The 25,737-nt window shown below is 48.5% G+C and carries 28 protein-coding genes; 4 read left to right on the top strand and 24 right to left on the bottom strand.

The genetic code is table 11. The features are described from left to right. Positions 1-6: 6 nt before the first annotated feature. The 10 genes from KNO90_RS05385 to rho form a co-directional block, all read right to left on the bottom strand. A complete protein-coding gene (locus KNO90_RS05385) occupies positions 7-549 on the bottom strand; it encodes a TIGR01440 family protein (RefSeq protein ID WP_483299286.1) in 543 nt (180 codons plus the stop codon). After that, entirely contained in the window at positions 546-986 is a 441-nt protein-coding gene (gene rpiB, locus KNO90_RS05390; protein WP_012727380.1) for a ribose 5-phosphate isomerase B, read from the bottom strand. Before rpiB ends, KNO90_RS05385 begins: the two co-directional genes overlap by 4 nt. A 4-nt stretch (positions 987-990) precedes the next feature. After that, positions 991-1,491 (bottom strand): low molecular weight protein arginine phosphatase, encoded by a 501-nt coding sequence (locus KNO90_RS05395; protein ID WP_215113182.1) that lies wholly within the window; start codon positions 1,489-1,491, stop codon positions 991-993. Between the two features lie 21 nt (positions 1,492-1,512). Beyond that, complete coding sequence (locus KNO90_RS05400; protein WP_215113183.1) at positions 1,513-2,523, bottom strand: L-threonylcarbamoyladenylate synthase; 1,011 nt, start codon at positions 2,521-2,523, stop codon at positions 1,513-1,515. Then, positions 2,504-3,364, bottom strand: a complete 861-nt coding sequence (gene prmC, locus KNO90_RS05405) for a peptide chain release factor N(5)-glutamine methyltransferase (protein WP_483299287.1) — start codon at positions 3,362-3,364, stop codon at positions 2,504-2,506. The genes KNO90_RS05400 and prmC overlap by 20 nt, the downstream gene beginning before the upstream one ends. Then, positions 3,361-4,431 carry a peptide chain release factor 1 gene (prfA, locus tag KNO90_RS05410; protein ID WP_078147952.1) on the bottom strand — a complete coding sequence of 357 codons (1,071 nt, stop codon included), beginning with the start codon at positions 4,429-4,431 and terminating at the stop codon, positions 3,361-3,363. The genes prmC and prfA overlap by 4 nt, the downstream gene beginning before the upstream one ends. A gap of 82 nt (positions 4,432-4,513) precedes the next feature. Then, positions 4,514-5,125, bottom strand: coding sequence for a thymidine kinase (locus tag KNO90_RS05415; RefSeq protein WP_214742111.1), 612 nt, complete (start codon positions 5,123-5,125; stop codon positions 4,514-4,516). A 106-nt stretch (positions 5,126-5,231) separates the two neighbouring features. Beyond that, positions 5,232-6,455, bottom strand: coding sequence for a cation:proton antiporter (locus tag KNO90_RS05420; protein WP_214742112.1), 1,224 nt, complete (start codon positions 6,453-6,455; stop codon positions 5,232-5,234). 99 nt (positions 6,456-6,554) lie between these two features. After that, complete coding sequence (locus KNO90_RS05425; RefSeq protein ID WP_012727387.1) at positions 6,555-6,797, bottom strand: type B 50S ribosomal protein L31; 243 nt, start codon at positions 6,795-6,797, stop codon at positions 6,555-6,557. A gap of 82 nt (positions 6,798-6,879) precedes the next feature. Continuing rightward, a complete protein-coding gene (rho, locus tag KNO90_RS05430; RefSeq protein WP_214742113.1) occupies positions 6,880-8,217 on the bottom strand; it encodes a transcription termination factor Rho in 1,338 nt (445 codons plus the stop codon). Positions 8,218-8,609: 392 nt separating this feature from the next. Between rho and KNO90_RS05435 the strand changes: the two genes are divergently transcribed. Continuing rightward, a complete protein-coding gene (locus KNO90_RS05435; protein WP_214742114.1) occupies positions 8,610-9,305 on the top strand; it encodes a C40 family peptidase in 696 nt (231 codons plus the stop codon). Positions 9,306-9,345: 40 nt separating this feature from the next. Here the strand turns inward: KNO90_RS05435 and KNO90_RS05440 are convergent, their stop codons facing one another. From KNO90_RS05440 to KNO90_RS05480, 9 genes are all read right to left on the bottom strand, one after another. Beyond that, on the bottom strand, positions 9,346-10,116 hold the full coding sequence (locus tag KNO90_RS05440; RefSeq protein WP_214742115.1) for an ABC transporter permease: 771 nt from the start codon (positions 10,114-10,116) through the stop codon (positions 9,346-9,348). Further along, the gene (locus tag KNO90_RS05445) at positions 10,106-11,032 is read right to left on the bottom strand and encodes an ATP-binding cassette domain-containing protein (RefSeq protein ID WP_214742116.1); all 927 of its coding nucleotides are present in this window, start codon (positions 11,030-11,032) and stop codon (positions 10,106-10,108) included. The genes KNO90_RS05440 and KNO90_RS05445 overlap by 11 nt, the downstream gene beginning before the upstream one ends. An 89-nt stretch (positions 11,033-11,121) precedes the next feature. Next, positions 11,122-12,093, bottom strand: a complete 972-nt coding sequence (gene glpX / locus KNO90_RS05450) for a class II fructose-bisphosphatase (protein WP_214742117.1) — start codon at positions 12,091-12,093, stop codon at positions 11,122-11,124. 14 nt (positions 12,094-12,107) lie between these two features. Further along, positions 12,108-13,364 carry a UDP-N-acetylglucosamine 1-carboxyvinyltransferase gene (gene murA, locus KNO90_RS05455; RefSeq protein WP_214742118.1) on the bottom strand — a complete coding sequence of 419 codons (1,257 nt, stop codon included), beginning with the start codon at positions 13,362-13,364 and terminating at the stop codon, positions 12,108-12,110. Positions 13,365-13,391: 27 nt separating this feature from the next. Beyond that, positions 13,392-14,042 carry a fructose-6-phosphate aldolase gene (gene fsa / locus KNO90_RS05460; RefSeq protein ID WP_214742119.1) on the bottom strand — a complete coding sequence of 217 codons (651 nt, stop codon included), beginning with the start codon at positions 14,040-14,042 and terminating at the stop codon, positions 13,392-13,394. Between the two features lie 153 nt (positions 14,043-14,195). After that, positions 14,196-15,050 (bottom strand): class II fructose-1,6-bisphosphate aldolase, encoded by an 855-nt coding sequence (gene fba, locus KNO90_RS05465; RefSeq protein ID WP_214742120.1) that lies wholly within the window; start codon positions 15,048-15,050, stop codon positions 14,196-14,198. Between the two features lie 161 nt (positions 15,051-15,211). Beyond that, positions 15,212-15,571: a response regulator gene (locus KNO90_RS05470; RefSeq protein ID WP_214742121.1), complete on the bottom strand. Its 360-nt coding sequence runs from the start codon at positions 15,569-15,571 to the stop codon at positions 15,212-15,214. 92 nt (positions 15,572-15,663) lie between these two features. Further along, positions 15,664-16,023: a YxeA family protein gene (locus KNO90_RS05475; RefSeq protein WP_214742122.1), complete on the bottom strand. Its 360-nt coding sequence runs from the start codon at positions 16,021-16,023 to the stop codon at positions 15,664-15,666. A 126-nt stretch (positions 16,024-16,149) separates the two neighbouring features. Continuing rightward, the gene (locus KNO90_RS05480; RefSeq protein ID WP_214742123.1) at positions 16,150-17,808 is read right to left on the bottom strand and encodes a glycerol-3-phosphate dehydrogenase/oxidase; all 1,659 of its coding nucleotides are present in this window, start codon (positions 17,806-17,808) and stop codon (positions 16,150-16,152) included. Between the two features lie 261 nt (positions 17,809-18,069). Here KNO90_RS05480 and KNO90_RS05485 point away from each other — a divergent pair, with 261 nt between their 5' ends. From KNO90_RS05485 to KNO90_RS05495, 3 genes are all read left to right on the top strand, one after another. Beyond that, the gene (locus KNO90_RS05485; protein ID WP_214742124.1) at positions 18,070-19,185 is read left to right on the top strand and encodes an NADH-dependent flavin oxidoreductase; all 1,116 of its coding nucleotides are present in this window, start codon (positions 18,070-18,072) and stop codon (positions 19,183-19,185) included. A 211-nt stretch (positions 19,186-19,396) separates the two neighbouring features. Beyond that, positions 19,397-19,603, top strand: coding sequence for a hypothetical protein (locus KNO90_RS05490; RefSeq protein ID WP_214742125.1), 207 nt, complete (start codon positions 19,397-19,399; stop codon positions 19,601-19,603). A 46-nt stretch (positions 19,604-19,649) separates the two neighbouring features. Continuing rightward, positions 19,650-20,402, top strand: coding sequence for a helix-turn-helix transcriptional regulator (locus KNO90_RS05495; RefSeq protein ID WP_215113184.1), 753 nt, complete (start codon positions 19,650-19,652; stop codon positions 20,400-20,402). A 3-nt stretch (positions 20,403-20,405) separates the two neighbouring features. Here the strand turns inward: KNO90_RS05495 and KNO90_RS05500 are convergent, their stop codons facing one another. From KNO90_RS05500 to KNO90_RS05520, 5 genes are all read right to left on the bottom strand, one after another. Beyond that, entirely contained in the window at positions 20,406-20,951 is a 546-nt protein-coding gene (locus tag KNO90_RS05500) for a GNAT family N-acetyltransferase (RefSeq protein WP_214742127.1), read from the bottom strand. A 31-nt stretch (positions 20,952-20,982) separates the two neighbouring features. After that, on the bottom strand, positions 20,983-21,825 hold the full coding sequence (locus tag KNO90_RS05505) for a TVP38/TMEM64 family protein (protein ID WP_214742128.1): 843 nt from the start codon (positions 21,823-21,825) through the stop codon (positions 20,983-20,985). A 137-nt stretch (positions 21,826-21,962) separates the two neighbouring features. Further along, positions 21,963-23,558 carry a CTP synthase gene (locus KNO90_RS05510; RefSeq protein WP_214742129.1) on the bottom strand — a complete coding sequence of 532 codons (1,596 nt, stop codon included), beginning with the start codon at positions 23,556-23,558 and terminating at the stop codon, positions 21,963-21,965. 247 nt (positions 23,559-23,805) lie between these two features. Then, positions 23,806-24,285: a DNA-directed RNA polymerase subunit delta gene (rpoE, locus tag KNO90_RS05515; protein WP_214742130.1), complete on the bottom strand. Its 480-nt coding sequence runs from the start codon at positions 24,283-24,285 to the stop codon at positions 23,806-23,808. An 80-nt stretch (positions 24,286-24,365) separates the two neighbouring features. Beyond that, positions 24,366-25,691, bottom strand: a complete 1,326-nt coding sequence (locus KNO90_RS05520) for a hypothetical protein (RefSeq protein WP_214742417.1) — start codon at positions 25,689-25,691, stop codon at positions 24,366-24,368. Positions 25,692-25,737: the final 46 nt, after the last annotated feature.

Genomic DNA, 25,737 nt, shown 5'->3' on the forward strand with positions numbered 1-25,737 from the left:
AATAAATTATGTTTTAGAGTACTTTGCCCTTGGCCCACCAATCAGTTTCGGTCTCGTGACCGCAAACGTGACGTACGCTTCGCCGAGGTGCTTCGATGACAACCGGACCGGAATGGCGACCGGCTTCAAATGCATCCCAATCAATGTCGAGCCGATATCAATTCCCGCATCTGCTTGAATCGATTCGACGACACATGGCTCCTCGAAGTTCGCATACGCCTTCTCCGACATCGCCCCGCCCGCGGAACGGACCGGAACGACCGTCACTTCAGTGAGGCCGAACTGTTTGAGTGTCCGGCGTTCAACTGTGAGGGCACGATTGATATGCTCACACCCTTGAAACGCCAAATGGACACCTGTCTTCTCTCTAAATTCAAGGAATGCTTCCATCAATTCGCTTGCGACATCAATGGAACCTGCCTTTCCAATCGTTTTTCCGAGCACTTCACTCGTGGAGCATCCGATGACGAGAATACGCTCATCATGTAACGGAAACCGCTCGTGAAGCTCCGTCAAGAATCCGAGAAGTTCCGTCTTCATTTGACTCACTTCGATTCGTAAGCACTCATCTTGTCGACACGGTTTGAATGGCGACCGCCTTCAAAGTCCGTATCGAGCCACGTCGTCACCAAGTCGAGTGCAAGACCAGGTCCGATGACACGCTCGCCCATCGTCATGATGTTCGAGTCGTTATGCTGACGTGTCGCTTTCGCGCTGAATGAGTCATGGACGAGTGCCGCACGAATTCCTTTGACTTTGTTCGCCGCAATCCCGATTCCGATTCCCGTACCGCAAATCAAAATTCCACGATCGAACTCCCCTGCTGCTACCGCTTCTGCGACCGGGATGGCCACGTCTGGGTAATCGATCGAGTCCGCCGAGTGCGTCCCGAAATCTTTATACTCATGCCCGAGTTCCTCAAGCAAGGCTACGATTTCTTTTTTCAAGTTGAAGCCGCCATGATCGGCGCCAATTGCAATTTTCATTCGTTCATTCCCCCGTCTTCTTTGGTAGGCGTCTCGGTGGTTTCGTCACCTTTGACCCGTCATTCGTTAATTTTAACACAAGTCGATTCACGAGTGGTTCGAGCTCGTTTCGCACTTGGCGATACACATTCATCGAACCGCCAAACGGGTCGTTGATGTCTCGCTCGAGCCCCGTCACGAATTCATAGAGCGTGTACGTCCGCTCCGACAAATCCGGGTATGTATCCCGAATTTGTTCACGATGTGCGCGCGTCATCGTCAAGATCACATCTGCCCAATTCCCTAACACCTCATCGAACGTCTGCGTGACATGGTCAAGTTCAATCCCTCGTTCTCTGAGAACTTGCAGTGCATTTTCTGAAGCATCGAATCCTTGCATCGTCCGTAGACCGGCCGAGCGAATATCAAATTCGTCCCCTGTCATCTTTGAACGGAGCAAGGCCATCGCCATCGGGCTTCGGCACGTGTTGCCACTACATATGAATAATACGCGTTTCATTGACATCGCGTGTCCTCCTCTATGTCTTTAGGCATCTTTCGTCGGGTGCACAACCTTTCCGCCCGCCGCTTTGTATAAACGGTTATAGACGGCTAGCGCGACCCCGACCGGTTCAATCGTGTTCACATAAATCTCATCCACGTCTGTTTCATCAAATCGACGAAGCGCGTCGTATAAACGCTGCGCCGCCACTTCCATCGAGGTACCGAGTGAATACGTGACCTCTGCCGGTGTCGGTTCCTCATCGAATACGAGTGCACCAATCCGCAGTCCCGCTTGCTTTCGCTCCTCGATGACACGTGCTAAATCTTCGCGTGTGCCATCGACTAGATAAACAGGAGCCGTTGGGGCGTAGTGCGTGTACTTCATTCCCGGCGATCGTGGTGCGGCTTCATCGTTGCTCAAGTTGGCATCTAAGGCGACCGGTCCGATGACAGCTTCCATTTCTTCTCGCGTCACGCCACCTGGTCGTAAGATCGTGACCGTATCCCCCGTACAATCTACAACGGTTGACTCAACACCGATTCCAGTGGGACCTCCATCCACAATTCCAGCGATTCGTCCGTTCAAGTCATCCGCGACGTGTTGAGCGGTCGTCGGTGAAGGACGTCCCGAACGATTCGCACTCGGAGCCGCAAGTCCTAACCCCGACTCACGAATCAACTCGAGTGCTGCCGGATGGTTCGGCATCCGGAGTCCAATGGAATCGAGTCCCGCGGTCACAAGTGATGAGGCTCGGCCATTTGAAGGCAAGATGATCGTCAAAGCGCCTGGCCAAAACGCATCCATCAGGCGTTTGGCAACGGGAGGAATCGAATCGACAAACAGTTTTGTTTGTTCGATTGAAGCGATATGGACGATGAGTGGGTTATCCGACGGTCGGCCCTTCGCCTCAAAAATCTTGCGAATCGCCACATCATTCATGGCGTCCCCTGCGAGACCATAGACGGTTTCTGTCGGCATGGCGATGATTTCACCCGCTTGAAGAAGACGTACCCCCTCTTCAATCTCATTCGAATTAATCCATTTCGTTTCCATACGCAATCCCTTCCCTTACGGCATAGACGATACGGTCCTTGCCGTTTATATCTTTTAAAATACCCGTTTCTGCTTCAGGATAACGTTCAGACAGGAATGATTTCACATCTTGTCCTTGGTTATACCCGATTTCAAACGCAATCAAATGCCAATCGGCACGTAAGACGCGCACCGACTCCGCAATCAATTGCCGATACATGTCGAGTCCGTCCGTTCCTCCAAAGAGGGCGAGATGCGGTTCGTAGCCGACGACGGTCTCATCCAACAACTCATCCGCCTCGATATAGGGCGGATTGGAGACGAGAACGCGAATCGAGCGGTCCGCAAGCGGGGCGAGTCCGTCGCCTTCATAAAATCGTACATTCGCACCAAGGGCTGCCGCATTCCGCTTTGCAACCGTTATTGCTTCCGGAGAAATATCGACCGTCTGTACGCGGACTCCGAGCTCAAGACTCAACGTGATTGCGATTGCTCCGCTTCCCGTTCCGATATCGACAATCTCATCATCCTCGACATGGCGAACTTGTCCGAGCACCCAATCGATTAACTCTTCTGTTTCCGGTCTCGGAATTAAGACGTCCCGATTCACTTCGAACGAACGTCCATAAAACGGCGCATGCCCAATCACATGCTGTACGGGTTCTCCCACCAACAAACGGTCAATCCCAGCCTCAAACCGTGTCGCTTCGTCACCAGAGAGTTCGTCTGACAGGCGGACGAGGAGACCCGTCCGGTCGACTTGAAGTACATGCATGAGCCACCATTCGGCAGCTGCTCGGTCGCGTCCAGCTTTTTGCAATCGTTCCTCTGTCTGTTTGAGTAGCGCGGCAATCCGCATCATTCCGCATCCTCCATCAGACGTGCCTGTTCATCCATGATGAGTGCGTCGATAATATCTTCGAGTTCACCTGCTAGGACACGGTCCAACTTCTGAAGGGTCAATCCGATTCGATGATCGGTGACGCGACTTTGTGGGAAGTTATACGTGCGGATCCGCTCGGAGCGATCCCCTGTGCCGACAGCCGATTTTCGCTGTGCCGACAGTTCTTCCATATGCTCACTTTGCATTTTGTCATAGAGACGTGCCCGAAGTACTTTCATCGCCTTGTCTTTGTTTTTATGTTGCGACTTCTCGTCCTGACATGATACGACGAGTCCTGACGGGATGTGTGTCAAACGTACAGCCGATTGCGTCGTGTTGACCGATTGCCCTCCTGGACCTGATGAGGTGAACGTATCGACCCGTACATCTTTCATATCGATGTGGACTTCGACATCCTCTGCCTCAGGGAGAACGGCTACCGTTGCTGTGGATGTATGGATTCGTCCGCCCGATTCAGTCGATGGAACCCGTTGTACACGATGGGCACCGTTCTCAAACTTGAGTTTCGAATAGGCGCCTGCTCCATTGATCATGAACGTGACCTCTTTGAATCCACCAAGCTCGGTATAGTTCGCGTCGATGAGTTCCACTTTCCAATTTTGACGTTCAGCGAATCGCGTATACATCTTATAAAGGTCCCCAGCGAACAGGGCCGCTTCGTCTCCACCTGCCGCCCCTCGGACTTCGACGATGACGTTCTTGTCATCGTTTGGGTCTTTTGGAAGCAATAAAATCCGCAGTTTCGCCTCTAGCTCTTTGACTTCTGGTTCGAGGAGGTTCATCTCTTCTTTTGCCAATTCACGCATGTCGGCGTCGAGCGTCCGGTCTTCAAGCATTGCCTTCGCTTCTTTGAACGCTTCACTTGTTTCTTTATACTGACGATACATCTGTACCGTCTCCTCTAGTTGTGCCTGTTCTTTCGAATATTGTCTCAATTTCGTCGAGTCACTGAGCACCTCAGGATCGGCGAGCATTTCATTCAATTGCATGTAACGATCTTCTAATACACTTAAACGGTCAAACATGATGATCCGTCCTTTCTCCGTCAAATCAAACTCTATCTATTATAGCAAAAAAACGGACCGCCGAGGGCGGTCCGTCGATTCATCAGTCTACCACCGTATGGCGGACCGGATGTGGTTTATTCGGTACATCGTGACAATGTCGGCATCGCGGTTCGTAAGACTCGGAAGCGCCGACCAAGATGACCGGGTCTTCATAGCGCGCCGGTTTCCCGTCAATCAAACGCTGTGTCCGTGAAGCCGGCGCCCCACAAGACAAACAGATCGCCTGCAACTTTGTGACAAACTCCGCACGTGATAACAGTTCAGGCATCATCGTGAACGGCTCACCACGAAAGTCCATATCGAGCCCGGCACAGATGACGCGCTTGTCCTCGTTCGCAAGTTGCTCGATGACATCGACGATTCCTTCATCAAAGAATTGCACTTCATCAATGGCGATGACCTGCGTTTCTTCACGTACGGCATCGTATAAGTTTTGGCTTGACGCGACAGGGACTGCCACGACCGAGTTGCCTGTATGTGAGACGACGTTCTCTTCATGATACCGGTCGTCGATTGCTGGTTTGAACACTTGGACCGGAATTTTCCCGTAATGAGCACGACGGACTCGGCGAATCAATTCCTCCGATTTTCCCGAAAACATACTCCCACAAATCACTTCAATCCAACCATATCGGTTCGTCACATGCATCATTATTCTTCGCCCTCTCCATCGATAATCGCTTTCCGATTATACCTATCTTTCGAGTTGAGGAAAAGGGTTGACTTCTCCCAAATCTTAATTGAAAGAGCATGAGCCTTTATTCGTCAGCGTTCGCCTCTTTTTGTTCATCGATTAATTTCAATTTACGCGCGAGCGGTCGAATCGTGAGACCGTGTAACGTAACGGAAATGAAGACAAGTCCGAGTGTGAGCGGCAACATTTGTTTCGCATCGTCAATTCCGAGATGCGCCACCTCTTCAGCAAAGAATCCCGCAACCGTCATCGCGACAATCCCGCGTGGGGCAATCCAACCAATGAATCCTCGTTCCGCTAACGGCAGACCTCCTCCAATCGTTGACAAATAAATTGCCACCGGGCGAACTAAGAAGAGAATGCCCGCAATCGTCAAGAGAAGTGGCCACTGGAAGATATTCAACAGCTCGGTCCGAGAGAGCGATGCCGTCAATAAGATGAAAACAGACGAGATGAGTAAGATTGAAATGTCTTCTTTAAACGATTGCAATTCTTCAATGATTTCTTCATCACGATGTTTTGTATTGGCCATCGTCATCCCCATCGCTGTCACGGCAAGAAGCCCTACTTCGTGCATCATGAGCTCACTGAGTGAGAATAAAACGAGGACGGCTGTCAACGTGACCGAGGCACGGAGATAACGAGGCACCTTTTCGGCAACGAACCACCCCATCAAGAGATGTCCGAACAAATAACCTAGTCCGACACCAACGATACATGCACCGGCGAAGAGGAGTTGCATCCACAAATCCATACCTTCATATACGATATAACCGAGTCGGACGACAAACAGTCCGAGCAACGCCCCCACCGGATCAACGATGATGCCTTCCCACTTCAAAATCGCTCCGACACGGTCTTTTAAATGCGCCTGTCGTAATAACGGGATGACGACGGTCGGCCCTGTCACGACAAAGAGCGCTCCCATCGTCCAGGCGACGACCCAGTGTAGCCCGCCGACGTATTGGATCAGTAATGACATTCCGACAAATGAGAGCGCGACACCAATCGTGACGATGCGAACAATCGACCGCCGGAACTGATTGATTTCGCTGAAATGAAGTCCAAGACTTCCTTCGAATAAGATAATGGCAACCGCGAACGAAATGATCGGACTATATAAGTCTCCTAATAGTTCACGCGGGTCGAACAGCCCGAGAATCGGACCCGCCAACACCCCGGCGAGCGTCATAATGATAATCGCCGGAATTTGATAACGCCATGCCAGCCATTGTGACATGATCCCGACTCCGATTAACAAGCTGATGCTGATGAGTATAAGTTCCATAAAGGCCCCCTAATGACAGTCTTTCGTCTCTTTACCCGCGTCAATGTAACAAAAAACCGCCAAGGGCAATCCCTAGGCGGTGAGCATACAACTTTACGATTAACGTTGGTATTTCTTGTTGAAGCGCTCGATACGACCATCTGCAGATGCGAATTTCTGGCGACCTGTGTAGAACGGGTGCGAATCAGAAGATACATCGACACGGATGAGTGGGTACTCGTTTCCATCTTCCATCGTGATTGTCTCGTTAGAGTAACGAGTTGAACCAGTGATGAATTTGAATTCTGTCGTCGAGTCCATGAATACGACTTTACGGTATTCTGGGTGGATTCCTTGTTTCATTGCTTTTCAACTCCTTCGGCCCTAAGTATTCTTTCAACCTAGAGAAAGTTCACTAGAATATAATATCACCCTACTATAGGATTTACAAGTCTGTTTTCGTTTTTTTCACCGGTCGTCTTTTTTTCTTATCCGCCTCTAATGCAGCAAAAAAGTCGAGGTTCGTTTTCGTCTCACGGACACGGCGTAAGAACTGTTCAACGAAGTCTGGAGACTCGTTCATCGTACGGCGAATCGTCCAAAGCGAATCGAGTTCTTCCTTCCCGAGTAACAACTCTTCTTTCCGAGTGCCCGAGCGACGAATGTCGATTGCCGGGAAGATGCGACGTTCCGCCAATTTCCGGTCGAGATGGAGTTCCATGTTCCCTGTTCCTTTGAACTCTTCATAGATGACGTCGTCCATTCGTGATCCGGTATCGACGAGCGCTGTCGCAAGGATGGTCAAGCTCCCTCCATCCTCGATATTCCGGGCCGCTCCAAAGAACTTTTTCGGTTTATGGAAAGCTGCCGGATCAATCCCCCCAGAGAGTGTCCGTCCACTCGGCGGAACGGATAAGTTATACGCACGCGTCAAGCGCGTGATGGAATCGAGTAGGATGACCACATCTTTCTTATGCTCGACGAGACGCATCGCGCGTTCGAGAACAAGTTCTGAAATACGTGCATGGTTTTCTGGGGTCTCATCAAACGTCGAGAACGCCACGTCTGCGTCCGGTACAGAGCGTTGGATATCGGTCACTTCCTCTGGTCGCTCGTCAATCAAGAGAATGATCAATTCGACGTTCGGATGATTCGTCGTGATTGAGTTCGCAATCTCTTTTAGAAGCGAGGTTTTTCCCGCTTTCGGTGGTGCCACAATCAATCCGCGTTGACCGAATCCGACTGGTGCGATCATATCCATGACACGAACCGAAAGATGCGTCGGTTCTGTTTCGAGCACCATTTGTTGTTCCGGGTAAATCGGTGTCAGTGCCGGGAAGTAATCACGCGAACGCGTCGAGTCCGTCGACTCCCCGTTAACTGCTTCAACACTTAACAAACCTTGGAATCGCTCATTCTCCTTTGGTTTACGGACCTTCCCTGTGACGAGGTCTCCGTTTCGAAGATTAAAGCGACGAATTTGCGATGCGGCGATATAGATGTCTTCGGAAGATTGAGAATAGTTGATCGGTCGGAGGAATCCAAATCCGCCATCATTTTGAGACTGTGGATTCGGTGGGATGATTTCTAAAATACCTTCGAGGAAATATAAGTCTTTTGATTCAGCCTGTGATTTCAAAATACGGAACATGAGCTCACGCTTACGCGCTTCTCGGAAGTTTGGGACTTTGACTTCTTTGGCAATCTCATATAATTCTTTTAACGTCTTCGTCTCGAGCTCACGAAGTGTATAATTCTTTGTCGGTTCTGTCTGTTGACTCATTCAAGTCACCTATCTTTCTACATTTCATTACAAGAAGAATTCAACTTGATTCATTTGTTCTGCCATCATCTAACCACATTTTTTCAATGCCGTCACTGTACAAGACTAGGGTTTTGTTTAAGCATTTCCCTCATGTACAAATTTTTACACGAATCCGAAAGGTTTTGTAACAAAAGAAGTACTATATCCGCATATTGTTTCATTTTTGTTACAAGAAAACGCTTTTTTGACTTGCGATTGAAAAATGCCATCGGTCTTGCGCATGATATAGTTTATTTGCACAGGAAACCGGGTATTAACCGCAACTTGTGCTCGACTATTAAAACATTACTCGATTTTGTCATATATGAACTATGAACGTGTTGATTTTAAAAAACGGAGGGATTTACACAATGCTAAAGCGTATTGCATCAATCGTTGTCGCTGCCACTGTCGCTTTCTCGGGTCTTATGTTCTCAACAGGTGAACAAGCGGAAGCCGCTACTGGAACATTTGCTTACTCGAAAGTAAACGGTTTGAACATCCGTACTGCCCCGTCACTTACGTCATCGAAAGTCGTCGCGAAAATGGATAAAGGTCAACGCTATACATACCTTGGTAAATCCGGTTCGTTCTATAAGATCAACTACAAAGGCTCACCACGTTACATTTCAGCTTCTTCAACGTACACGTACTTGAAAGCGAACACGTCAACGTCAACAACGGTTTCTACGTCATCTTCAAGTAAACGTGCAAAACTCGTTGCAGAATCAAAAAAATATTTAGGTACACCTTACCGTTACGGTGGAACAACGACTGCTGGATTTGACTGCTCAGGTTACACTGGTCATGTTTATAAAAAAGCAATCGGCAAAACACTTCCACGTTCTTCACGTCAGCAATACTCAAGCGCGAAGAAAATCTCGAAGTCATCGATTCAAGCGGGTGACCTCGTCTTCTTCTCACACTCAGGTGGGACGATTCAACACGTTGGGATGGCACTTAGCAAAACACAAATGATCAACTCAGAAACTGGCGGCGTGAAATACGCGAGCTTCACTTCTGGATACTGGGCACCACGTTACGTTGGCGCTGGATCATACCTCTAATACAACATCACGACTCGGTTCATTGGAACCGAGTCGTTTTTTATTTTTGCTTCAATGCCCCTCTCGCATTCGTCGCAGCAAAGACAATCATGAGGACACTCATCGTCCCCGCGACTGCGAGTCCCGCTGAGAGTGCTCCCCAATCAATCTCAGGCTGAGTCAGAACCGCCCGCATCCCTTCAAAAATATACGTGGTCGGATTGAACGTCGCCGCCACTTTCAACCATTCCGCTTCAATCAATTCTTTCGGAACGAACGTCGTTGACAGGAAAATCAAAGGGAAGAACAACAATGTCCCCGCCTGTGCCGCCTGAGCGTTTCGTGTCTTCAAGGCCACACCCACTGAATATCCCGCAAAGCCCAGTCCAAATCCGATCGCGAGTAATACCGTGAAAAAGAATCCAGCCGCACCGACAGGAATGGTGAGACCGAGTAGAAAGGCGACAGCAAAGATGAGCAATGTTTGGACGAGCAGTTGTAACATCCCGGCAATCATTGGGCCGAGAACGATTGCCGTACGGGTCGCCGGTGTCAACAAGAGCCGTGCGAAATAGCCACTCTCAATATCACGGACAAGCGCCTGTCCCGTGCCTCCCGCTCCCCCGACTGCACCTGAAACGATTGATACGGGTAAGATGAAGTTCAAATAATCGCTTCCTTCGAACTGAGGCAAAGAGGCCACACTCGATAAACCGCTCGTATACACGAGTAAAAAGAATACAGAAATGATCAAGTTCGGGATAAACGAAAACGGATTTCGAATCGTCGTCACTAAACTCCGTTTCGTGAATAACCATGTCTCAGTCCACACGAATCTCGCCTCCTTCATACGATTCGCCCGTCACTTTCAAGAACACATCATCAAGCGACGGTTGCTTCACCGTCAATCGTTCAGGCTGTAATCCTTGTTCATCTAACGATCGAACGATTTCCGTCAATGTGACATCACGTAACTCAAACGACACATGTGTTCCACTCGAAGAAGCATCAAATAATGTCGCAGCAGCCGCGGCGTCCGATTCGTTGGAAAAGTCCATCGCGATTGTCTCTCCACCAACGAGTTGTTTCAACTCCTCAGCCGTCCCTTCACTCACGATTTTCCCGTGATTTATGATTGCGATGCGGTCAGCCAACTCGTCCGCTTCCTCTAAGTATTGGGTCGTCAAAAAAATCGTCGTTCCAAATTCCTGATTCAATCGCCGCACTTCATTCCAAATCTCGATTCGGCTCGCTGGGTCGAGACCCGTCGTCGGTTCGTCCAAAAAAAGAACCGTCGGCCGATGAACGAGTGTAAGGGCTAAATCGAGACGTCGGCGCATCCCCCCGGAATACGTACCACTCCGTCGGTCGGCCGCATCCGTCAGTGAAACGACTTCTAATAACTCATCTGCACGGCGGCGTGCCTCTTCATTCGACATTTTAAATAAACGACCTTGTAAGACAAGCAGCTCTCGTCCCGTCAACACTTTGTCAATTCCCGTCTCTTGCAGGGCGACTCCAATTGATAACCGGACATCCTTCTCTTGTTTGACGACATCGAATCCATTGACTCGTGCCGTTCCAGACGTCGGACGCACGAGTGTCGTCAACATTTGTACCGTTGTCGATTTCCCCGCTCCGTTCGGTCCCAAAAAAGCAAAAATTTCTCCTTCTTTCACGGAAAACGACACATGATCCACAGCGGGAACATCTTTAAACGTTTTCACAAGTTCAGCTACCTCGATCATCATATCCACCTCCTGACTACTCCATTCCCGTTTTATAGATATTTCATAACAAAAAAAATCGTGGACGTTTGCACATCCACGACTTCTGATTATTCCGGTTTCATGACCATTTTTGGTTTTTTCGTGAGCGAGTGGTTCCCTTCGACGAAACGAACGGTTCCGGATTTGGCACGCATGACAACCGAATGGGTCTGTCCACCTTGTGATGTAAACTGAACACCACGTAACAATTCCCCGTCGGTGACACCGGTCGCAGCAAAGATACAATCTTCACCTTTTACTAAGTCATTGAGTAGAAGAATCCGATCCGTGTCTTCAATCCCCATGTCATGGCAACGTTGTTTCTGCGCTTCATCTTCCGGGAGTAGGCGTCCTTGGAAGTCTCCACCTAAACACTTCATCGCGACCGCCGCGATGACACCTTCCGGCGCTCCACCTGAACCGAGAAGCAAATCGACACCCGTTTTCGGGAAAGCCGTATTGATTGCGGCCGCAACGTCCCCATCCGGAATGAGTTTGATGCGCGCACCTGTCGCACGGACACGTTGGATCATTTCTTCATGACGCTCTCGATGTAAGATGGTCACGACGACGTCTTCCACGTTCTTTTTCTTCGCTTTCGCCACAATTTCAATGTTCTCTTCAATCGAGTTATCGAGACTGACGAGACCAGCCGCTTCCGGGCCGACTGCGATTTTTTCCATGTACATATCAGGGGCGTGAAGGAGGTCTCCTGCATCCGCGACTGCAAGAACGGCAAGTGCTCCCCATGTCCCTGTCGCTACGATGTTCGTTCCTTCTAACGGGTCGACCGCAACATCGAGACGCGAGCCATAACCGTTTCCGACTTTTTCTCCGATGTATAACATCGGAGCCTCATCCATCTCTCCTTCTCCGATGACGACAATCCCTTTCATTGGAATCGTGTCAAAGACATCTCGCATGGCAGTCGTCGCCGCATCATCGGCTTCCACTTTTAATCCTCGTCCCATCCAACGGGCTGAAGCAAGTGCAGCTGCTTCTGTCACCCGGACCAGTTCCATCGATAAACTTCGTTCCACCCGAAATCTCCCCTTTATACTTCAGTGTGTTCGTCTACCCATACGAGCGCACCAAGTTGTTTTAGTTTGCCGACAAAGTCGACATATGAATCATTCAATCGTTCCGCATGTAGCAATGTCGATTCTCCATTTGCTTGAAGTGCCGATAAGACAAGTGCTGCGGCACTTCGTGCATCCGTACATTCCATCTCGGCATTCGCTAACGCATTCCCTCCACGAATCACCGCCGAAGCATCTTCAAGTGTGATTTGTGCGTTCATCCGTCGCATCTCGGCAATATGCCGGAATCGCTGAGGATATAATTTATCGGTGATGATACTCGTCCCCTCTGCTTTTAATAAAGCAGCAGACATGATCGGCTGCAGGTCGCTCGGATATCCAGAATAATGGAATACCCGAATGTCCGTCGGCACGTAGCGGTCGGCCGTCACGGTGACTGATTCCTCACCGACTTGGACGTCTGCTCCGAAGTCCAATAATTTTTGGATGACCCCTTCGAGGTGTGTCGGAATGACCGGTTGTACGGTCACACTACCAGACACCGCACCGAACATCATGAACGTTCCGGCTTCAAGGCGATCTGGAATCAACGTGTGCGTGCACCCATGCAGACGTTCGACACCTTTGATGCGAATTTCATCGGTTCCGGCACCACTTACGTGCGCTCCCATCGATGTGAGCATCGTCGCCACGTCCACGACTTCCGGATCACAGGCCGCATTTTCGATGACCGTCGTCCCTTCCGCTAAAACCGCTGCGAGCATGGCACTCACCGTTGCCCCAAATGACCGTAAATCCAAATAAATTCGATTCCCGACAAGTTCCTCGACCCGGACATGATAGAGTCCCGATTCATTCTCGACACGAATCCCAAGACGCTCTAGTGCTTTCAAATGTAAATCAATCGGTCGTGGACCAATCGCATATCCCCCAGGTAGCCCCACCGCACCTTTTCCGAAACGGGCGGCGAAGACCCCGAGCAAGTAGACAGCGGCACGGACTTTCCGCGTCTCAGAACCGAGAAGTGGCATGGCGACCGCCTCATTCGAATGAATGGTCGTCCGTTCGCCATCACGTTCCACTCGAACCCCGAGCTCTTTCAACAGATTGACCATCACTTCCACATCTTCAATCATCGGAACGTTTTCAATCGTCACCGACTCTTCCGTAAGAAGTGCAGCCACAAGGCAAGGGAGAGCGCTCTGTTTCGCCCCGCTAATCTCGACGGTTCCTTCTAATTTTTGCTGCCCAACGATATGCAAAATTTCCACGCTAATCAAAACCTTTCTACGACGGACTTATTTGGATTGAGCGTTGTTCCAATCCGCTAAGAACTGCTCAATACCTTTGTCTGTGAGCGGATGTTTCATCATCTGTTCGATGACTTTGTATGGGACCGTAGCAATGTCAGCCCCAAGAAGTGCAGCCTTCGTCACGTGAACCGGGTGACGTACAGATGCCGCGATGATTTCTGTTTCGATGCCATGAATCGCAAAGATGTTCGCAATGGTTTCGACTAAATCGAGTCCGTCCTGTCCGATATCATCCAATCGTCCGATGAACGGAGAAACATATGATGCGCCGGCGCGTGCTGCAAGTAGCGCCTGGTTGGCGTTAAAGATGAGCGTGACGTTCGTTTTGATCCCGAGTTCTTTAAACTGTTTCACCGCTTCCATCCCCGCTGGCGTCATCGGTACCTTTACCGTAATATTCGGCGCAATGGCGGCAAGTTCCTTTCCTTCTTTCACCATACCCGGCGCATCGAGTGCAATAACTTCAGCGCTGACTGAGAGATCCCCGACGATCTCACAGATTTCCCGAAGTCTTGTATGGAAGTCGACACCTTCTTTGGCGACGAGCGATGGATTGGTCGTCACGCCTCCGATGACGCCCATTTGGTGAGCCTTTTTAATGTCTTCCACATTTGCTGTGTCAATGAAAAAACGCATATGTGTCTCCTCCTCTAATTGTGATCGCTTACAATCTCTATTATGCGGAAAGACTAAGCGAATTACTACACCCATTGTCAGATTCGACTCGGGACGACGGAGCAAAAATATAAAAAGTCGGTCCTCATAGAGAACCGACTTGATCAAACAGGATTATGCTTGGTTGCTTGAACCAAACTCACGCATTTTGCCAGTTACGACGTTGTAGATCGCTTCGATCCCAGGTCCGATAACTTTACGTGGGTCATATACTTTCGAGTCAGCGTCAAGCTTCTCACGTACCGCACGAGTCCACTCTTGTTGGCACTCTGTGTTGACGTTGATCTTGCTGTGTCCGAGCTCGATTGCTTTTTTAACTTGGTGCTCAGGAATTCCTGATCCGCCGTGAAGAACGAGTGGAGTTTGTGTCGCTTTCGCGATTTCTTCCATCTCTTTGAAGCCAAGCTTCGGCTCACCTTGGTATGGTCCGTGTACAGAACCGAGTGCTGCAGCAAGTGCATCTACTTTCGCTTCTTTAACAACACGTACACACTCATCGAGGTCAGCGTATTGTACGCCACCGATGACGCCGTCTTCTTCGCCGCCAACAGTACCGACTTCTGCCTCAACAGAAGCACCTTTAGCGTGCGCGTACTCGACAACTTGTTTCGTCATTTCGACGTTTTCGTCGATCGGGTGGTGTGAACCGTCGATCATGACTGATGTGAATCCAGCGTCGATCGCTGCTTTACACTTGTCGAATGAAGAACCGTGGTCAAGGTGGATTGCAACTGGAACAGTGATGTTGTAGTCGTGCATGAGACCTTCAACCATTTTGACAACTGTTGTGAAGCCACCCATGTACTTCGCTGCACCTTCAGATACACCGAGGATTACTGGTGATTTCTCGTCTTCCGCAGCGCGAAGAATCGCTTGCGTCCACTCGAGGTTGTTGATGTTGAATTGGCCTACTGCATACTTGCCTTCGAATGCTTTGTTAAGCATTTCTGTCATTGATACTAATGGCATAATGACATCCTCCTGTCTGTTCGCTATTATACACGTTTGGGAAAAGTTCCCCCGTGCAATTCGTTCCCATTATAACACACCGCAAAACATGTGCCTATGCTATTCGGGCATAGAAATGGCTTAGCGCAAGCGTTTACATATGTCATCTTGGTGACGAAACGTCAAATTTTCAAGACTTCTTTCACTTTTTCAATCATTCCATAAATATCGAACGGCTTTTCAAATTGTGCAGCGACTCCGAGTCGACGAACTTCTTCGATCACCGTTTCTTCCCCAAATGCCGTCATGATCATAACGGGCGTTTCCACGTTCTCCTCGCGCATGCGACGTAACACTTCATGTCCAAACATACGAGGCATATTCATATCGAGTAATACCAAGTCGTATTGTTCTCGCTCTAAAAACTCCCAGGCGCTGACGCCATCTTTCGCTGTATCTACGTCTACACCCATGTTTGTAAACACTTGCGCGAGCATCGTACGAATCCCGTCCTGGTCATCTGCTATTAACATCCGTGACATGCATGTCCCTTCTTTCCTTACGTCGGTTTCCATAATCAAACAATTCAACCATACCAAACTCGTTTCTTTTTCGCGATGCCTATCTTTTGAAATCAAGGGAACGATGGTTCGGAACTGTCTACTTCCTGTTCTTCTTTCAATTGTTCAGGCACTTCTAACTGATTGACCCGTTCATAATCGGTCACTTCCGCATCTTCTTCTTTCACAAACACTTTCAAATAATCCCCTTCTGCTAGAAGTGAAGAGGTTGCAATGGCTAGAGATCGTTTCTTCCCGTCTTCATCGTATCCGATGAGGTCGTATCGATAGCCGTTCGATGTCTGTGTCGCTACTTCCGCGTTCGGAACTTTGACATAATACACATCTGCCAAAATTCGATTTGAATCGACAAAGCGCCAGCCGACTATTAATAGAACACCGATCACTAAGACGGCGATAAGTTTTCGTTTCATAACCTGTTCTCCTTCAAGGTAAGAGTTACTACCTATGAGATATACCGTTATTCCGAAAACATGAAACCACCCTATAAAAAAGGTTCATCCTGTTCAGAATGAACCTCTCGTGTTACACATTGAATCTTATGATTCGACCGTCACTGGAACGACCGCGATTTCAATTTCTTTCTCGACCTCTTCACGTTCCTCTTTCAAACGCTCGTCTGACCATTTAAAGACGTCAGCCATACAACGAAGGACACCGTCTTTGTATTGACGAACGAAGTCGATATCAAAGAACATCGCACCCGTCCGACGAATTAAGAAGTCGATGGCACGAACAACCGATTCTTCCTCAATTCCGTATACTAATTGCGCATAGACGATTTCAGGAAGGTCATATGCGTTCGCATCCATTCGTTCGATGACGCGATCGATATTCGATCCGTATAGACGGACGAGCGCTTCCGCGTGTTCTGCATCGAGACCATGATTTTGAAGTTCTTTCGTTTTCTTATCAAGGAAGTCTTGGAAGCCTTTTGACCCACCGACATGACCACCCGAAATCGGCATATGTTTCGTCCGGCTCGCCAAGTAAACGACACCTTCTTCTTCTTTCAACAATTTGGCGACGAGGTCGACGACCGTCTCTGACATCTTGCGATACCCTGTCAATTTACCGCCGGCGATCGTAATCAAGCCACTGTCTGACTGCCAGATTTCGTCCTTACGTGAAATTTCAGACGGATCTTTCCCTTCCTCGTAAATCAATGGACGAATACCGGCCCAGCTTGACTCCACATCATCTGCCGTGACATGAACGTCCGGGAACATATAGTGGATGGCATCCAAAATATAATCACGGTCCTCCGTCGTCATGCGTGGATGCGCCTTGTTTTTATCGAAGAACGTATCCGTCGTTCCGACGTATGCTTTGTTTCCGCGTGGAATCGCAAAGACCATGCGACCGTCTGGTGTATCGAAATAAATTGCTTGTTTGAGCGGGAATTTCGACTGGTCGATGACCAAGTGAATCCCTTTCGTCAAACGAAGTTGCTTGCCTTTTTTCGAGTTATCTTCTTCTCGTAACTCATCAACCCATGGACCGGTCGCATTGATGATTTTTTTCGCATAGACGTCATATGTCGACCCGTCGATTTGGTCTTCGACGTGGACACCGGCTACTTTCCCGTTCTCGTAAATCAGTCCTGTCACTTTCGCATAGTTCATGAGAAGCGCACCGTGGTTTGCGGCTTCTTTCGCCACTTCAATCGTTAATCGTGCGTCATCTGTGCGGTACTCAACGTAATAGCCGCCTCCGACTAAATCATCTTTCTTCACGAGCGGTGCCTTTTTGATGACCTCATCCGGCTTGAGCATCATGCGACGTTCTGCCCGTTTGACACCTGCGAGGAAGTCATACACCATGAGCCCGATTGATGTTGAGAAGGGACCGAATGTGCCTCCCTTGTGCATCGGTAAGAGCATTTGTTCCGGTGTCGTGACGTGTGGACCGTTCTCATATACGATGGCCCGCTCTTTCCCGACTTCGGCGACGAGCGCCACTTCGAATTGTTTCAAATAGCGGAGTCCCCCGTGAACAAGTTTTGTCGAACGACTTGATGTCCCTGCCGCAAAGTCTTGCATCTCGAGGACGGCTGTCTTCATCCCACGCGACGATGCATCGAGCGCAATCCCCGCTCCTGTGATTCCGCCACCGACAACAAGAACGTCATGACGTTCACTCGTCAGTTGTTCATATCGTTTCGCTCGTTCTTTCGCTGAGAAATTTCTGATTTCCATCTTATTCCCTCCTATAGTAAGTACGGCTCAATGAATAGAAAAAGAGACCACAACAAAAATAAGGCTTCCCCCTTCTGTTGTGGTCTCTCTATTGTCTCGAACCGGATATCAACTTTTCTCCTGTATTATACCCTATTCTTTTCAGTTCAATCATCTCTTACGCTTATTCAACCTGCAATGTGCCGTTTCACAAGCATCCAACTCGCATTTTTGAGTCGAGAAGCTTAGACTTCAAGGTATCATATTGAAGGAGGATTTCAGATGAAACGTATGTTACAACCTTTTCAGTTCAAAAATGGTGTCGAAGTACCGAACCGCCTCGTGTTGGCACCGATGACACATTACTCATCAGAACCAACAGGCGAAGTATCCGAGCATGAGCTCGCCTACTATCGGAAGCGGGCGCAAAACGTCGGGCTCGCCATCACGGCTTGCGCGTACGTGACAGAAGACGGGAAAGGGTTCCCGAACGCATTCGGGGTCAATGACGACAAATTCATCCCAGGTCTCCGTCAATTGGCGGAAAGTTTAAAAGCGGAAGGCGCAAAAGCCATCCTTCAAATTTTCCACGCAGGACGGATGTCACCACCTGAACTCGTCCCGAACGAACAACCTGTCAGTGCAAGTGCCGTCGCACCTGTCCGAGAAGGCGCCGCTACACCACGTGCCCTCGAGACGTCAGAAGTCGAAGCCATCATCGAGGCGTTCGGTGAAGCGACAAGTCGCGCCATCGAAGCCGGATTTGACGGAGTCGAGATTCACGGAGCGAACACTTACTTGATTCAACAATTCTTCTCACCGCACTCAAATCGCCGTGAAGATCGCTTCGGCGGTGATGTCCATGGACGTTTGACGTTCCCACGCGAAGTCATTCGTCGTGTCAAAGAAGCCGCCGCAGATGCGGAAAACTTCCTCGTCGGCTATCGCTTCTCACCAGAAGAAATCGAAGAGCCAGGTATCACACTCGACGACACGGATGTGTTGCTCGATATGATTTTAGAGGAAGGCGTCGATTATATTCACGCGTCTCTCTGGAACTTCAATACAGCTTCCATGCGCGATGAGAATGTCACGGAGCGTTCGATTGACCGCATCGCCAAACGGATCAATGGTGCCATCCCACTCATCGGAGTCGGGCAGCTTCAGCGTCCGGCGCAAGTGGAAGATGCGCTCGAGGTTGTCGACCTTGCCGCACTCGGTCGCGAACTGATCATCGACCCGGAATGGCTCGAAAAAGTGAAATCGGACCGTGAAGACGAGATTGAGACCGCACTCGACTTGAACAAACAAGCCGAACTCGCCGTCCCCGCTCCACTATGGAACGCCATCACGACACGTGCCGGGTGGTTCCCAATTAAAGATCAAGAAGTAAAATAAATCGTTAGTATGCGACAGACATATTTTATGTCTGTCGTTTCTTTATTGTTGCGGACACATTTCAGACACATATTAGACACATTTTTATTTGATTTTCTTTCTAAATTTTATATATTCCACTTTTCACATTTATCACACAATTTTAATCTAGTATTGACGATGCGTTGGGTCAGTCTGTTTGATTTTTTGTTGAAAGGGGCACTATATCCTAATGGCAGACCAACCAGTAGATTTGAATTTACACAATGAACAACACCGTCAATATCAGCAGCAATTCAAACGCAAAACGGAAGCATTTCGACAGCAAAGCCAGGCCATTCAGCAACGAATGCAAGACTCTTCAGAATCACACGAACGAGCATTTACTAAAGAAATCGCGGAGCTAAAACAGCAAACGAAACGACATGCGTCCAAATGAGCATTCTTGATCGCTTCTACCCGCAAGGAAAGAAGTGAACAGTTATATGGAAAATAGAATCCGACAACAGTTTTTAACCCATCTCGCTCGAGAAAAAAGTCATTTCACAGACCAAAGTTACGTGGAAAATTTTTATGAATTGGATGAGCAGATTATACGGGCTCTTCAGAGTAATCAACTCCATCTAGCGAATACATTGCTCGAAACATTGACTATCGATTTGTTAAAGCACCCGATGATTGATGAATATCATGGCGTTCGGCTTTATTTCCGAGGACTCACCTATAATGTGAGCCGCCTTGTTCCTGCTTCTAATCCGAATGTCCAAACATCACTCGCATACACGAGTGCACTGTTAAAACTGGTCGATGAACTTGATACCCCACTCGATTTTGTTTATGCAATTCCTGTCATTACAGAATCATTGGCTATGATGATGTCATTTGTATCTTTTCAAGTTTCTTCGGATCATCGCGTTCTGTCCGCCATCCGATTGATTGAGGAACACTTAACCGACCCCACTTTGTCTCTATCGAACGTAGCGATTGGAGTCGGGTTATCTAACAATTATTTATCGTCTTTATTTAAACAGGAGACGGGTGAAACCATTTCAGAACGCATTCGCAGACGTCGAATCGAGGCCTCGATGAGCGATTTGATTGTGACCTCGTCCCCTATTTGTGCAATTGCGAAATCGTATTGTTTTTCTTCATGTACAACGTTCATCAGTACATTCAAAACTTACCAAAACATGACACCCCTACAATATCGTCAATCACACCATCAAAAAAAACGTTGAGGTTTATGTCCTCAACGTTTTTTCATTCCATTCTTCCCGTAATATGCCCATCCGAATCGAATCATAGCGCTTCTCATTCACGACACGCACTTGACGGATTCGACCTTCCAGTTGCATCCCTACTTTTTCAGCGACCCGCATCATGCGTTCATTTCCTGACCACGTCGTCAAACCGACACGGACGACTGGTAGCGTCTCAAACAAATGTTCTGTCCATAGACGAAGGGCACGCGTCCCGACACCACGATTCCAGCGGTCAGACTGATGTAAGATGATGCCCATCTCGAGCCACTCTCGTCCGGTATCCTCGAAATAGTAAGAAACGGTCCCATATACAATCCCATCGACCTCAATGACCCACATGTCATCTTTTTGAATGAGCGACTGTTCGATTTGCTGAAACTCTTCGTAGGACAGCGCCTTATGTTCGAAGTAAGGGGCGTCCCACTGTTTCCATTCCGGTGTCGCCTCGCGGTAAATCAATTCCCATAGTCGTGATAAGTCTTGTGCTTCAATCGGTCGAATGACCACTTCATTGTCTTGTCGCATCTTGTCTTCCTCTCTATAAATAGTCCTTACCTTATTCTTGCGTCCCGTTCGAATCCCCTTTTTTTCGTTTGCGCCAAATGAACGCGAGAATCAAGACAATCAAACTCGCCATGACGGAAGCGATGGCAATCGGACTCGAATCGGTCATAAACAATTGTCCGATGGATAAAGAATAGGCAAGCCCGAACGACGTGACGAGTTTTGCCCCGAATGCGATACCCGCAAAACGCGGGAATGGCACGCGACTGAACCCGGCCGCAAGACAAATGACCTCATCCGGCAAAATCGGAATGATGAACAACACGAGCAAAATTCCAAGACCGTACTTATTCACATATCGGTCGTACGTCTTCAACTTCTCCTCGTCGACCCAGCGAATGATTCGCTCACGACCGAACCGGGCCAACCCATACATGACAAAGATGCCGAGCGTGGTCGCAATACTCCCGACCATAGCTGCGCGAAACGGTCCGAGCGCCACGCTCCCAATCGGCACACTGACCGCTTCTGGGACCGGTAAGGCGATCGGCTGTAAGAAGCTAAATGCCGCGAACACCCAAACCGCCTGTCGTTCATATTGTTCTAATAGACGATCCAACCCGTATGTGTCATAGAGGACGAGTCCGAACGAGACGTAATAGACGAGAACGAAAATCAAGAAGAGAGAGAACGTAATTTTCCACATCTGCTTCAGGATGACATTCGAGCCGTCCCGAATGGCCCGAAGTAGTCCGACCGAGAGGGCGAGTAAAACAACGCCTGTCCAACCGAGTTGGTACGGCAATAAGAGTGAAGGCAGGACGACGAACGGCAACAGACTGAGCGCGATAAGTCCCAATCCATATCCAAGATAAATCGAATGTCGTTCTTTCATGAGCCATCACCCTCTCCCCGTTCTACTTCTAGTGTACCCACAAAGTGGAGGGGATGTATCCTGCCGAGGGCACCTTCCCTCTCATGCTTTTGATGTAGAAAAGCCACAATCCATTTCGGATCGTGGCTTTCAATCACTTATTCTCCAAGTGACGCTTGGATGAAGTCATGGAATAGACGTTGTGGACGTTCTGGACGCGAAATCAACTCTGGGTGGAATTGTGATGCCACGAACCACTTGTGTTCTGGAATCTCAATGATTTCTACGAGACGACCGTCTGGGCTCGTTCCTGAGAACTTGAAGCCTTCTGCTTCGAACGCTTCACGGTATTCGTTGTTGAACTCATAACGGTGACGGTGACGCTCGTAGACGAGCTCTTGATCGTATGCGGCATGCGCTTTCGTCCCTTTTTCGAGTTTACATGGATAGAGTCCGAGACGAAGTGTGCCGCCAAGGTCTTCGATGTCCTTTTGCTCTGGGAGAAGGTCGATGATCGGATACGGTGTCGATGGATCGATTTCAGCCGTATGGGCACCCTCCAACTTCAAGACGTTACGGGCAAACTCGACCGTCGCGAGTTGCATCCCGAGACAGATTCCGAAGAATGGCACGTTGTTTTCACGAGCGAAACGTGTCGCTTCGATTTTCCCTTCGATACCACGTTCTCCGAATCCACCAGGAACGAGGATCCCGTCTGCATCGCCGAGGATGTCTGAGACATTTTCAGCTGTCACGTCTTCTGCGTTGATCCAGTCGATGTCGATGTCCGCGTTGAACGCATAACCTGCATGCTTGAGCGCCTCTGCGACTGAAATATACGCATCACGCAACTCGACATATTTCCCGACGAGTGCGATTTTCACTTTCTTCTCAAGGTGTGTGACCGTGTGAACGAGCTCTTTCCAAGCCGTCATGTCGGCAGCCGGTGTGTTGAAACCGAAGTAGTCGTTGACAAGTTGGTCCATCCCTTGTTTTTGGAGGTTGAGTGGTACTTCGTAAAGTGTCGACGCATCTTGTGCTTCGATGACCGCTTCTTTACGCGTATCACAGAAGAGTGCGATTTTCTCACGCATGTCTTCCGGAATGTCGTGCTCTGTACGGAGAACGATAATGTCTGGCTGAATCCCGTAGCTGCGAAGCTCTTTGACGCTGTGTTGCGTCGGTTTCGTCTTCATCTCACCTGCCGCACGAAGGTAAGGAACGAGCGTACAGTGAACGTACATGACGTTCTCTTTCCCGATGTCATTTTTTACTTGGCGAATGGCTTCGATGAACGGAAGAGATTCGATATCTCCGACTGTTCCACCAATCTCTGTAATGACGACATCAGCGTTCGTCTCACGACCTGCACGGAAGACACGGTCTTTGATTTCATTCGTGATATGTGGAATGACCTGAACCGTTCCACCGTTATAGTCTCCACGACGCTCTTTTTTCAAGACAGTCGAATAAATGCGTCCTGATGTGACGTTCGCGTTTTGCGACAAGTTAATGTCGATGAAACGCTCATAGTGTCCGAGGTCAAGGTCAGTCTCAGCGCCATCATCTGTGACGAATACTTCTCCGTGTTGATACGGGCTCATCGTACCTGGGTCGATGTTGATGTATGGGTCAAACTTTTGAATCGTCACGTTGAGTCCTCGATTTTTGAGTAGACGCGCGAGTGAAGCTGCCGTGATCCCTTTACCGAGCGAAGATACTACCCCGCCTGTTACGAAAATGTACTTTGTCATGTTTCTTTCTCCTCTCTTGAATACCAACCATCGGGAAACGAAAAAACAAAAAAAGCAAAAGTGCCCCCGTGAATGGGGGACACTTTTGCTGCATCGTTACGTGCTAAACTAGCCCATGACTAATTTACGCCAGAGACGATACAGTCGTCAAGATATTATTTTTTCTTTTTTTCAAGTCGATGAAAACGACTAAAAAAGAAAAAGAGACACGCCTAGCCGGGCGCAATGCCCGGCTTTTTGCGGTCTCTTATAAATCATCCTCGTCTTCGAGATCGAGGTCGTCGTCCAAGTCGTCATCCTTGAAGTCATCAAGGCCTTCTACTTTTTCTTCTTCGTCCTCATCATCGAATTCAGATGAATCGTAATCTTCAACTTTTGCGAATACATCCAAGTCATCTTCGATATCGACGATGCCTTCGTCTGCTTCTTCGAACTCTTCTTCGAATTCGTCAAGCTCACCACGTTGACGTGCTTCGATAACGAGATCTTCATCCGACTTGTCGAATGGATACCAAACGCGAAGCGCCCAACGGTTTGCTCCTAAGTTGACGAACAACCCGTCGATGTTCAAATCGGTGTAAAGTTGTGCGATTTTCTCGAGTTCATCCTCTTCACTCGCAAACGTATAGTTTTGCTTGATTTTTTCGCGAATCTCATCAAAAGAAACAGGCTGTTCGCCAGTTTCTTGGAGAAGTTCATAAACGAAATCAATCAACGATTTATTCATTAAAGGACACTCCTTTTCCGTCACTAGTTAAACATCACTCCTCATTATAAACAAAAGCGATATGAAAAAGCTAGAGGAAATTATGATTCATTGAATACCTCGGCTCGAACACGGAACCAATAGACACTAATCAACCCGATATTGAACAACCACGTCAGGCCCAAAACACCAAACATCCAACCTCTCGGGATTTGAAACGATAATTCCGTATTGACGGTCTGTCCAACGTATAAACCGTACGCTAATAATCCGACCATCAAGAACGAATACGACACGACCATTCCGAACCGCTTCCATAATTGAAGAAGTAATGATGCGAATTCTTTATTTTCACCATACTCACCAAATAGATACGTGTGACTCACATTAGAATACATCGTCTGTGTATATCCACTTACGAACAATACCGGTATGAACGCAAGCGGATTAAGAAAACCAAGGAAAAACACAAGGGAAGAAATCAGTAAAACGAGATAAGGGTGTCGCGCAAAATCAAATATATGACCAAACAAGATCCAACCAATCACGCCGACTAAAAACGGAACGAACACATATATCATTAACACTTGGAACGAATAGAGAGCAATGCTGACAAACACAGCACCAATCAACGTCCAACCGCCGAACAATCCGATGACAAATGACAATAATTGAACTTGGCGCGTCCGACTCGCCCCAATGAAGGCGCGAACTCGTTTTTGGAATAACAACCAACCCACATATGCTAACAAAATAATCATCAGACTAAACACTTCAATGTAGCCTCGCGCTCCTTCCAAGAGACTAAGGAGACGACTAATCAACGTAAAGACGGTGATCGCGATAAAGGCGCGGAGAAAAGAACGGGTTTCAAACTGCCATGTCGCCGATTTTTGAAGGGGCAACTTTCGTACAAATAGCCACGGCAAAATGAGACTCACTAAGAATAAGGTGATGGCAAGATTGTACGACTGTGACAATGCGTAAGAGAACACAGCGATCCAGCCGACTAACGCGAGGACTAATGGTAATGAACTGCCACTCTCTTCATTCGAGTCAGCTTTCGCAGCAGGCTTCAATTCATTCAATTGCGATAAAATCGTCGTCATGATGGTACCGACTCCAATCGAGCCGACACCTACCAAAAATGCGCTCCATTCAATGGCACGATCAAATGGAAGAACAAAACACACGAGACCGACGACAAGGATAGACAAAGCAATTAAAAACGTATCCTTTGAACCACGTCGACCAATGACATACACCCACAATAAGAGACCAGACATACTCGCCACATAAAAAATCAGGAATGGAATGAGACGCCCGACACCCTCTTCGACAGCCATGATAGATAAAAACAAAATCTGGGGAAGGATTTGACTACTGAGCGCACTGACAATTGTGAGAAGAACCACCAACTGTTTCATCGTTGTCCCTTCTTTCATCTCTGTGAATCACATCATTTCCCTTTTC

The sequence above is a fragment of the Exiguobacterium sp. s63 genome (assembly GCF_018617335.1).
GTDB lineage: Bacteria > Bacillota > Bacilli > Exiguobacteriales > Exiguobacteriaceae > Exiguobacterium.

Bases quoted from the DNA above. Each gene is read 5' to 3' on its own strand.
- rpiB (WP_012727380.1), bottom strand. From the start codon at position 986: ATGAAAATTGCAATTGGCGCCGATCATGGCGGCTTCAACTTGAAAAAA.
- KNO90_RS05395 (WP_215113182.1), bottom strand. From the start codon at position 1,491: ATGTCAATGAAACGCGTATTATTCATATGTAGTGGCAACACGTGCCGA.
- KNO90_RS05400 (WP_215113183.1), bottom strand. From the start codon at position 2,523: ATGGAAACGAAATGGATTAATTCGAATGAGATTGAAGAGGGGGTACGT.
- prmC (WP_483299287.1), bottom strand. From the start codon at position 3,364: ATGATGCGGATTGCCGCGCTACTCAAACAGACAGAGGAACGATTGCAA.
- prfA (WP_078147952.1), bottom strand. From the start codon at position 4,431: ATGTTTGACCGTTTAAGTGTATTAGAAGATCGTTACATGCAATTGAAT.
- KNO90_RS05415 (WP_214742111.1), bottom strand. From the start codon at position 5,125: ATGATGCATGTGACGAACCGATATGGTTGGATTGAAGTGATTTGTGGG.
- KNO90_RS05420 (WP_214742112.1), bottom strand. From the start codon at position 6,455: ATGGAACTTATACTCATCAGCATCAGCTTGTTAATCGGAGTCGGGATC.
- KNO90_RS05425 (WP_012727387.1), bottom strand. From the start codon at position 6,797: ATGAAACAAGGAATCCACCCAGAATACCGTAAAGTCGTATTCATGGAC.
- rho (WP_214742113.1), bottom strand. From the start codon at position 8,217: ATGAGTCAACAGACAGAACCGACAAAGAATTATACACTTCGTGAGCTC.
- KNO90_RS05435 (WP_214742114.1), top strand. From the start codon at position 8,610: ATGCTAAAGCGTATTGCATCAATCGTTGTCGCTGCCACTGTCGCTTTC.
- KNO90_RS05445 (WP_214742116.1), bottom strand. From the start codon at position 11,032: ATGATCGAGGTAGCTGAACTTGTGAAAACGTTTAAAGATGTTCCCGCT.
- fsa (WP_214742119.1), bottom strand. From the start codon at position 14,042: ATGCGTTTTTTCATTGACACAGCAAATGTGGAAGACATTAAAAAGGCT.
- fba (WP_214742120.1), bottom strand. From the start codon at position 15,050: ATGCCATTAGTATCAATGACAGAAATGCTTAACAAAGCATTCGAAGGC.
- KNO90_RS05470 (WP_214742121.1), bottom strand. From the start codon at position 15,571: ATGTCACGGATGTTAATAGCAGATGACCAGGACGGGATTCGTACGATG.
- KNO90_RS05475 (WP_214742122.1), bottom strand. From the start codon at position 16,023: ATGAAACGAAAACTTATCGCCGTCTTAGTGATCGGTGTTCTATTAATA.
- KNO90_RS05480 (WP_214742123.1), bottom strand. From the start codon at position 17,808: ATGGAAATCAGAAATTTCTCAGCGAAAGAACGAGCGAAACGATATGAA.
- KNO90_RS05485 (WP_214742124.1), top strand. From the start codon at position 18,070: ATGAAACGTATGTTACAACCTTTTCAGTTCAAAAATGGTGTCGAAGTA.
- KNO90_RS05490 (WP_214742125.1), top strand. From the start codon at position 19,397: ATGGCAGACCAACCAGTAGATTTGAATTTACACAATGAACAACACCGT.
- KNO90_RS05495 (WP_215113184.1), top strand. From the start codon at position 19,650: ATGGAAAATAGAATCCGACAACAGTTTTTAACCCATCTCGCTCGAGAA.
- KNO90_RS05500 (WP_214742127.1), bottom strand. From the start codon at position 20,951: ATGCGACAAGACAATGAAGTGGTCATTCGACCGATTGAAGCACAAGAC.
- KNO90_RS05505 (WP_214742128.1), bottom strand. From the start codon at position 21,825: ATGAAAGAACGACATTCGATTTATCTTGGATATGGATTGGGACTTATC.
- KNO90_RS05510 (WP_214742129.1), bottom strand. From the start codon at position 23,558: ATGACAAAGTACATTTTCGTAACAGGCGGGGTAGTATCTTCGCTCGGT.
- rpoE (WP_214742130.1), bottom strand. From the start codon at position 24,285: ATGAATAAATCGTTGATTGATTTCGTTTATGAACTTCTCCAAGAAACT.
- KNO90_RS05520 (WP_214742417.1), bottom strand. From the start codon at position 25,691: ATGAAACAGTTGGTGGTTCTTCTCACAATTGTCAGTGCGCTCAGTAGT.